The organism is Deltaproteobacteria bacterium, from assembly GCA_019308995.1.
GTDB lineage: Bacteria > Desulfobacterota > Desulfarculia > Adiutricales > JAFDHD01 > JAFDHD01.
Genome location: JAFDHD010000001.1, coordinates 122,821 through 130,278 on the forward strand (window position 1 = coordinate 122,821; position 7,458 = coordinate 130,278).

At 47.5% G+C, this 7,458-nt stretch carries 5 protein-coding genes; all 5 read left to right on the forward strand.

Annotation, left to right across the window (positions count from 1 at the left end):
- The first annotated feature begins 23 nt into the window (after positions 1-23).
- The 5 genes from JRI95_00590 (at position 24) to JRI95_00610 (ending at position 6,955) form a co-directional block, all read left to right on the forward strand.
- On the forward strand, positions 24-1,694 hold the full coding sequence (locus JRI95_00590) for an FAD-binding protein (GenBank protein ID MBW2060038.1): 1,671 nt from the start codon (positions 24-26) through the stop codon (positions 1,692-1,694).
- 2 nt (positions 1,695-1,696) lie between these two features.
- Positions 1,697-3,304 carry an FAD-dependent oxidoreductase gene (locus JRI95_00595; GenBank protein ID MBW2060039.1) on the forward strand — a complete coding sequence of 536 codons (1,608 nt, stop codon included), beginning with the start codon at positions 1,697-1,699 and terminating at the stop codon, positions 3,302-3,304.
- 92 nt (positions 3,305-3,396) lie between these two features.
- Positions 3,397-4,818, forward strand: coding sequence for a sulfatase-like hydrolase/transferase (locus JRI95_00600; protein MBW2060040.1), 1,422 nt, complete (start codon positions 3,397-3,399; stop codon positions 4,816-4,818).
- A 235-nt stretch (positions 4,819-5,053) separates the two neighbouring features.
- Complete coding sequence (locus tag JRI95_00605; GenBank protein MBW2060041.1) at positions 5,054-5,923, forward strand: NAD(P)-dependent oxidoreductase; 870 nt, start codon at positions 5,054-5,056, stop codon at positions 5,921-5,923.
- Between the two features lie 24 nt (positions 5,924-5,947).
- Positions 5,948-6,955, forward strand: a complete 1,008-nt coding sequence (locus JRI95_00610) for a hypothetical protein (protein MBW2060042.1) — start codon at positions 5,948-5,950, stop codon at positions 6,953-6,955.
- The last annotated feature ends 503 nt before the right edge of the window (positions 6,956-7,458 follow it).

A 7,458-nucleotide genomic window follows, 5' to 3' on the forward strand; every position in this document is an offset into this window, starting at 1 on the left:
AATAAGAATACTAAGACGAACATATGAAATCTGATTGTCCTGTTATAAAAGCGGAGGTATTAATCATTGGCGGCGGTAGTGCTGGGGCCATGGCGGCTATCCGGGCTAAGGAGGTTAAACCGGCGCAAAAAGTGGTCGTATTCGAAAAAGGGGACATTAAGTATTCAGGCTGTATTGCCCGGGGTATGGACGCCCTCAATATAGTGGCCGTTCCAGAGATAAGCACGCCAGAGCTATACGTTGAATCCAACGGCATAGCCTGCGAAGGAATCATGGACGAACCGGTAAACTATCGTATGGCCGAAAGAAGCTGGTCAATGATGAAAAAGCTGGAATCCTGGGGCGTCTATTTTCCAAAAAACGATAATGGACAGTACGATGTCCTCCAGGTGCATCCCAAAGGGCGCTTTTGTGTGACCATGAAAGAACCTGAATTGAAAACAATTCTAGCCAAAAAACTGATGGATCTGGGCGCTCAGGTTGTTAACCGAACCATGGCCGTGCGCTTGATTAAAGATGAAGGACGTATTGCCGGCGCGATCGGAATGAATGTTCGGACCGGGGAAGTAATCGTCTGTCTGGCCAAGACCGTCATATTGACCTCCGGTGGAACGGCGCGCTTCGGCCTGCCCGATAACGGCCATCTTTACGGGGTATATGACTTCCCTGGAAATACCGGAGACGGTTATTGCCTGGCTTATCGGGCGGGCGCTGAGTTGAGCGGTTTCGAATACACGCTGGTTTATTACATTGTAAAGGATATTAACGCGCCCCTGCTTTACATCACTCTGACGCGTGGAGCCCAACTTTTCAACGCTTTTGACGAGCGCCGCGACCAAGACCACCCTTCCATCAGATCAATGTATCAGGAGCATCTGGAGCTTAAAGGGCCGATGAGAATCAAGATGAATCATCTGCCAGAAGAACGCATCAAAGAAATCGAGGAGCTTCTTTTTACTACTGAACGGCCAGCTTGTGAGAGATTTTACAAAGGGCGCGACATAGATTTCCGAGACGATGAAATTGAACTCTGGCCCACAGAATGCTTTTTATGCGGCGGTCACGGTTTGACCGGGGTCAGGGTCAACGAAAACGCTGAAACTTCGGTTCCCGGTCTTTACGCTGCTGGAGACACGTCGCTCGTAGCTCGCGGGCATCTTTCCGGTGCATTTGTATTTGGAGAGATTGCCGCTGAAAACGCGTCTGAGTACGCGGCGTCAAATGTGGACATCTCTTTGGACGATGGCCGGGTAAACGCCTTTTTGAACGAAATAGAAAATAGAATGACCCAAGACACGAATCCGGTGGCCATCGAAGAGTTCGAGTACAAGGTCAGACGGATGATAACTGATTATATTGCCCCGCCGAAAAACGAATATAAGCTTAACCGGGCATTATGGTGGATGAATCGGTTTACAGAGGAATTGACAGATATAGTTCGTATTGATGATGTTCATGACCTTTTCAAATTCTTTGAGGTGGAAAACATTATTCAATGCGCCAGACTGAGCGCAACTGCCTCCAAAGAGCGCAAAGAAAGCCGATGGATTCCCTGGCATTATCGAAGTGATTACCCTGAAAAAAATGATCAGGACTATTTGAAACACATTGTTTTAACCATGGGAGACGAGCCCGGAGATATCAAGGTGTCGTATGCGCCTATCATTCGACTTGAAAAGGACGGCAAGCATTGAGAGTGAATCCCTTAGAAGCTCTGTCCGACAACATTGCCATTGACAAGGATAAATGCACCTTCTGCGGGATATGCATCGAAACGTGCATACTAGATAATTTAAGGATGAAACTGGCGCCCTGCCGTCAGGCTTGTCCTCTTGGCGTCAATTGCCAGGGATACGTTCAACTTATCGCTCGAGGCGAGGAGGCCAGGGCTCTGGAATTGCTCAGGGAGACCCTGCCTTTTCCGGGTATTGTCGGGCGTATTTGTTCCCAGCCTTGTGAAAGGAGATGCTATCGCCGTGAGGTTGAAGGGGAAGCGGTGGCTATTCGCGCGCTCAAGCGTTATCTGGCCGATCAATTCGAGAAAGAAGAGCTGCAACTGCCGCAGATTGAACAGGATACGCGCAAACACGTGGCTGTTATCGGGTCCGGTCCGGCCGGCTTGATCGCAGCCTATGATCTAAGAATCCAAGGTCATGCTCTAACCGTTTTTGAAGCCGAGAGCGCACCGGGCGGGATGCTTCGATGGGCCATGCCCGAGTTTAGACTGCCTGGGCGAATCCTGGAAAAAGAACTTCATTTACTGGAAAGCATGGGTATTGATTTTCACTGCCAATGTAAAATCGGAAGAGACAAAGGCTTTGAAGATTTGAAAAATGAATTCGATGCTGTGATCATAGCCATCGGCTGCCAGGAACATGACAGGCTGAATATCGAAGATGAAGATAAGCACAGTGTATATCACGCCCTGCCTTTTCTTAAAGAGGTGCGTGACGGAACCGCGCCTGAGATCGGAAAAAAAATCCTGGTAATTGGCGGTGGAAATGTGGCCATTGACTCCGCCCAAACCGCGCTCAGGCTGGGCGCGGTGAACGTAACTCTGGTCACTCTCGAATCCGAAAATGAACTGCCAGCCTTTCCCTGGGCTATTGAAAGTGCGTTAAGTGAAGGAGTCAAGCTCAAATGTTCACTGGGTAACCCCAGATTTATTTTTCAGGAGGGACAGCTGAAAGGAGCCGAGTTTAAGCGCTGTCTCGCGGTATTCGATGAAAGCGGCTGTTTCAAACCAAATTTTGATAACAGCCAGTTGAAATTCCTGGAGGCAGACTCTGTCATTATCGCCATAGGCCAACACTCTGATAAAGCGATTTTTCAATCGGCCGGATTGCTGGAGGATGATTCTTTTACGGTGGATCCGCTTACACTTCAAACACCTATGGAGAACACTTTTATTGCCGGAGACGCCTTCAGCAGCCCTTCATCCGTTATAGAGGCCATGGCCAGCGGGCGACGGGCTGCAGAGTCTGTAAACCGTTTCTTGAATGGCGATGACATCCGTTATGGCCGTCAGTATGAAGGCCCAATAGAGACCGAATTTGAGATTGATACCAGCCGGGCCTCACCTGAAGAAAGGGCGGACATCCCCCTTTACCGTTTGAAAGGCAGGGGCGATTTTAAAGAAATTGAACAAGGTTTTGATACGGCCACAGCTCGCCGTGAGGCGACGCGCTGTTATTCATGCGGGCAGCCCTTTGGTAAATACCGAACCTGCTGGTTTTGCTTGCCCTGCGAAGTGGAATGTCCCCATGATGCGCTTCGGGTTGAGATTCCGTACTTGATCAGATGATGAGTTTTAGTTTGATAAAAAGAACCACAGTCCTTTGCAAAGACAGCTTTTAGATTCTCTGGGGATTCATCTTTTAACTGGAGGCAGAAAAAATGAAAGATAGCCGTCCGAATATCCTATTCTTTTTTCCCGATCAGCACCGGTTCGACTGGCTCGGTTCAAACCCCGGTATTCCTGTTCGAACACCGAATATAGATCGGTTGGGCGAAAATGGCATAAGATTCACCAATACGATTACGCCTTCTCCCCTCTGTTCTCCGGCCCGGGCATGCCTGGCCTCTGGAAAAGAATACGCGCGCTGTCGTGTGCCTGAGAATGATGTTGATTACCCTCTTGATCAGGTATCTTTTTATACTTTACTCCGTGAAGCAGGTTATCATGTGACCGGCTGCGGGAAGTTTGATTTAAATAAAGGCAGCTTTGATTGGGGCCTGGACGGGAAAAATTTCCTGAAGGAGTGGGGTTTCTCGGACGGCATCAATAACGAAGGTAAAAATGATGGAATCCTAACAATGATCAGAGGGGACAAAAAACCCAAAGGGCCTTACATTTCTTATCTTGCCCGAAAAGGACTGCTCGATCTACATATCCAGGATATTTTCCCTCGCTACTTCAAGTCAGCTATATTTAACGGAAATTGGGCAGCAACTTATCCCACCCCGCTGCCTGATGATGCCTACTGTGATAACTGGCTGGCTGAAAATGGACTTCATTTGATGGACAATTTTCCTGACGACCAACCATGGTTTCTTCAAGTCAATTTCACAGGCCCTCATCAACCACTCGATATCACAGAAAAAATGAAAACATGGTATGAGGATGTGGACTTTCCTCAACCAAATGATGAAGAAAAGAGAACCTCGCCTTATCCCCCATATGGCTTGGAATATTACGCTGAGATTAATAAAAGCTGGCATGAGCCCTATCATCCGGGCAAGCCTCATACACCGGAACAGCATAATGAAGTCCGGCAAAATTATTCGGCCATGGTGGAAAATATAGACCGCTGGCTGGGTATCTACATAGAGAAGCTGAGAGAAAGAGGTGAGTTGGAAAACACACTGATCGTTTTCAGCAGCGATCATGGCGAAATGCTGGGCGATCACGGTTATTGGGAAAAACACAGGCCGTATCAACCCTCGATCGGTGTTCCTTTCATCACGGCAGGCCCGGGTGTTCGTGAAGGCAGTGTTATTGACGTCCCAATTACCATTCTGGACCTGACCGCGACGTTTCTGGATTATGGCGAAGTGCCAAGGCAGGATGGCATGGACAGCCGCTCAATGAGACCCCTGTTCGAGGGTCAGACAAATAAACACCGGGATTATGTTCTTTCCGCCATGGGGGATTGGCGCCTGGTATATGACGGTCGCTTTAAACTTGTACAAGGTTACGGAAATAAACCTTTGCTGTTTGACCTTAAAAACGATCCTTTCGAAAATAATGATATTTTCATGACGGCTAAGGATGAAGCGAACAGGCTCTCGGCGGAGTTGAAACGGGAAGCGCTTTAATATTAAGAAGCAATGTTGCCTTAAAGTCAGCACCGATTCTAAGGAAGCGTCATTATGAAAATTAGGCTAGCGTAACCCTTATTAACATCTGGCAGATAGAGGTAATCCTTGATGATTCATGTTTACCCGGCTTTTAGTGATAGACAGGCAGAGTTAACTTCCGTGAGAGCGGAATCGTGTGCTTGCTTTCCAGCTTGTACACAAATCAATCATAGAAAAAGATAGGAGGATAATTATGAAAAGAATCGGTTTTATAGGGCTTGGTGTCATGGGAAAATCAATGGCTTCCAATCTACTTAAGGCAGGCCAGTCAGTAACTGTGTATGACATAAACCCTGAAGCAGTTGAGAATCTGGTGTCTGAGGGCGCCGGTGCGGCTGAATCTCCAAGCGCTTTGGCAAAGGTGTCAGACGTGGTCTGGACCATGCTCCCTGATGGTCCGGACGTGGAGAAGGTTTGTTTAAGTGAAGATGGGGTGTTCGCCGGCGCCAGAGAAGGCCTGATCTTTATTGACTCCAGCACAGCTGATCCTGCTGTGACAGAGAGGCTGGGTCAAGAAGCTGCCAAGGTTGGCGTCAAAATGCTGGACGCGCCTGTTGGTGGAAGCCCTTTTAGCGCAATGAAGGGAGATCTCGTCATGTTGGTTGGCGGTGATGAAGCCGTGCTGGAGTCATGCCGTGATCTTCTCGAGATAGTTGGAGAAGAGGTCATCCACACCGGACCGCTTGGAACCGGGGAAAAGGTCAAACTTGCAAACAATTTGATGACCCTGATTTTTAATTACATGATAATTGAAGGATATACCCTGGCCAAAGAAGCGGGCATTAATCAGGAAGATCTTTTAAACTTACAGAGAATAAACGTACCGAAAATCTTAGATGGATTGGCCATGAGCCTTATTAGGGATAACAGGACCATAGGATTTGCTACCAGGCTGGCTCATAAGGACCTGAGGCTGGCGCTTAAATTGGGACAGGACCTTGGCGTTCCTCTTCCTTTTGGGGCTCTGGCCAAAGAAATGTATCAGATGGCTCTCAATTATGGTCACGCTGAATCAAACTCCTTAATCCCTGTAATATTTTATGAAAAAAATAAAGAAGAGTAATTTAAAAAATAAGGAGAATTTATAATGACTGATATGATTGATAAATACCTTGCATCCGCCATAAAAGGGATTGAATGGTCACTTTCAATTCTTAATGCAGACGGGAGTTTTCATGGCAGCGAAACCACAGTTACTGGTCACTACAAGGCCCCGCAGACCCTGGCGACCGGAGGTTACATGCGCGAGGCCGAACAGATAACAGCCTACATTGGCTCGCACTTTTTCTCTGGAGGCGATTTCCATTGTGGTCCTGAAGAACCAGCCGTTCCTTTTTACACCAACTACAAAAACGCCTGGCTCTGCTGGGGCGCCCAAACCCTGGGCGCTTACGACCTGTCTTCCCCTGGGGGCGACTTTCTGGAACGCGCTCAGAATCAAAAAACAGGATGTCTGGCTGAGAAATGCAGCGAAAATGCTGATGAACAGACCGCGGAATGGGGAGGAACGGCGTGTGGTATCGTGGCCTTACTGGCTATGGGAAGAATTAAAATCGCGGTTAAAGCGGGTGAAGGCCTTATTCAAATGCTGGATTCCCAGCCAAAGCCGTCCACTCACTTTTACCTGCGTCAGAATTGGGCCGGTGAATGGATTACTGATTGCCCGGAAGTCCTGGCTAGCATGTTCAGGGTGGAATACGAGAAACCTGCCCAGACTTACTGGTACTTTGGAATCGGTATGGCCGCGTTTGGAAAGCTATACCTGGCTACCGGAGATTCTAACTGGCTTGAGGCCGGGAACCGAGTCTTTGATCTTGCAGCCAAAATGGCGCCGGAATCTTATCAGTCGCTAACCAGCGCAAAGATAGGCTGGGGATGCGCAACTATGTATAGATGTACCGGGGAAAAGAAATTCAAGGATGTTGCTATTCAAGTAGCAGACATGCTCGTGGAAACACAGACGGATGAAGGTGTCTGGCTCAGGACGCCTCAGTTCGATTCCGTGGAAAAACAACCAATAACCGCTTCACTGGACACAACCCTGGAACGCTGCAACTGGCTGTTTGAAATAATTAAAGGCCTGCAAAGAGGTTAAAATTACCTGTTTCATGCCTTTTTTGAACTATTGAGGGTTGCCCGGCATCTGTTTGGCGCATGTAGTAGCCTTCAAAAGAATGAAAGCGCCTTAAATAACTTATTACTTCCTTTGAGAAAAGGTTTATCAGAATGTTATTCTATCAATCACCATCAGGTGTCAAAAAAGGAGGTTAAAAAAAAGCCTCTTCAAAAAAATCTGTGGGTGAACGGTTAAGCCCATTCAGGATAACAAACTGTTTTTTCATAGAAAATTATACGTCAGGAGCAAATATTTTTTAGTCTCAGATGATAAGATGAGAATGGGCCTCTGAAACGTTCTTGAGGTATTCTGCCAGTTCGAGTAAACTCATCTTGGCACGGATTAATTTCTGTTGCTGGGTCATGTTGTCCTCCTCCTATGATGGTTTGTCTACTCCAAACTTTTTGTGTAATTTAGTAAGTATCTGTTTTTAAAGGAATCGTGTTCAAGTATCCCTTTCCGTCGGAGCCACCCGTCGCTCA